Annotated in this window: 2 protein-coding genes and 1 pseudogene; all 3 read right to left on the reverse strand. The window is 64.2% G+C overall.

Going from position 1 to position 1,804, the window contains the following annotated elements:
- Nucleotides 1-1,209: pseudogene (locus ACWDNU_RS45400) on the reverse strand (hypothetical protein); the annotation flags it as partial.
- The gene (locus ACWDNU_RS45405; RefSeq protein WP_355271269.1) at nt 1,209-1,583 is read right to left on the reverse strand and encodes a hypothetical protein; all 375 of its coding nucleotides are present in this window, start codon (nt 1,581-1,583) and stop codon (nt 1,209-1,211) included. The gene ACWDNU_RS45405 and the pseudogene ACWDNU_RS45400, both read right to left, overlap by 1 nt.
- Nucleotides 1,584-1,602: 19 nt before the next feature.
- Nucleotides 1,603-1,804, reverse strand: a 202-nt coding sequence (locus ACWDNU_RS45410) for a DUF3558 family protein (protein ID WP_449673393.1), incomplete at its 5' end; no start/stop codon positions are given.

Below are 1,804 nucleotides of genomic sequence, written 5' to 3' on the forward strand. Positions count from 1 at the left end.
GCCCATCATGCCGGGCATCCCGCTCATGCCCCGCGCCCCCGCGGTACCCGCCGTCCCCGCGCGAACACCGGCGCCCGCGCCACCGGGCGTGCCCGACACACTGCGCCCCGCACCGGGCACACCCGCCCCCGTGGGCACACCGGACCCCGGCGAGCCGCCACCCGGCGACCCACCGCCCTTGGTGTCACCGGGAGTCGTCGGCTGGCCGGTCCCCGGCGTGGTGGTGGCGGGAGTGGTCGCCGACGGATCGGTACCGCTCGGCGAGGTGGAGTCGTCCTCGGTGCCGTCGTCGTCGGTCTGATCGTCGCCGGTGTCGGTCGTCTGCGGCGACGTCGTCCCCGGATTCTCCTGCGTCCCAGCGGGATCGGTCCCCGGTGTGGTGCCGTTGTCGTCGGTGGTCCCGTTGGTGGTGCCGTCGTTGCCGTTTCTGGTGCCGGGCAGACCGCCGTCTCCCGGATTCTCGATGTTGTTGACCGGCAGCGGCAACACAGGAGTCTGCTTGTCGACAGTGATCGAACCAGGCTGGTACGTGCCAATCATGAAGAGCCGGGCGTCTTCTTCTGCTTCGGTGGCCCGGTGCTTCGCGGCCTTGACTACACCATTGCCGGGGATGTGGCTGATGAACTCGTCGAAGCCGGATATGTTCTCCGGCTTGGGGATCGCGATCTTCGCCTGGCCGAGGAGACCTTCCATGTGGTCGATGCCGTTGGCGACCATCTGGAACGCTGTGTGCAGCTTGGCTGCGTCGGTGGTGTAGCTCTTCACCGCATCGATCGCCGCGTTTCCGGATTGCCCCGACCACTTTTCGGACAGCACGCGCTCGAAGTTGTTCCGGTAGTTGTTGACTGCGGTCTCGGTCCCCGTCGTCAGCCTGCGCCAGCCGTCTGCGCTTGCATTGACCTCTGTCGCCTCGACGCCGGGCGCACCGTCCTTGCCGTTGAGTGCTTCCCAAATCTTCAAGTGCGGCCAGGTGCTGAACTCCTCGGGGTCGATCACCGATGCTTTGTCCATCGTCAGACCGGAATTGGCGCTCAGTTGTGCCCACTCGCTACTGATGATGGTTCGGTCGCCCTCCCATTTCTCCCGGCCATCCTGATCGAGCCTGCTGAACTCGTCGGCCCGGTCGTAGTTGTCTGCGACCTTGAAAATGCCGAATGTGCCCGCGTGGAAGAAGAACTCACCGATGGTGCCGTCGGTCCAGAATGACATCAGAGACCAGCCCCCGTGGCTCCGAGTGCTCCCGCGGTCTGCTGGTCTACGGCTTGTAGTTTGCCGATGGCGGCGAGGAACGTATCACGTTGATCGCGGGCGATGGCGATGTGCTGTTCCAGGCGCTTCACTGCCGATTCGTCGGCAGTGGCCTTGGCCTCCAGCTTCTTCTGGATCGCCGTCGCAGACGGAAGACCGCCCCATCCAGTCATACGGTCGAGCTTGCTCGCGACAAGCTTCTGGGCTTCCAGATCGATCACGTACTGGTTCGCGAGGTCGGCAATCGCCTGACCGAGGTCTTCGTCGATCTTGAATTGGCCGTCGACTGCCTGTTGCTTCATGTTCCGCCAGTAATCGGCGTGATCCTGAGTCATGCTGTGCCCCTCCCCGTGCTTACTTCGGCAGGTGTGGCTCTAGAGCTGCCGCGTACTTCCCTGCCATGTCGCAGAGATCACCGACGCGAGGCCCCTCAGTGCTAAGCCAGGCTGCTGTTACCTCGAACATGCCTTGTTCAGCCTCGAACGACACGTAGCAGACGTCGGGAGTGCTGTTCTCCTTCGAAACCAGCGCGGGTCGTGCGTTGACAGTCGTTTCC

It is taken from the genome of Amycolatopsis sp. NPDC003676, from assembly GCF_053587275.1.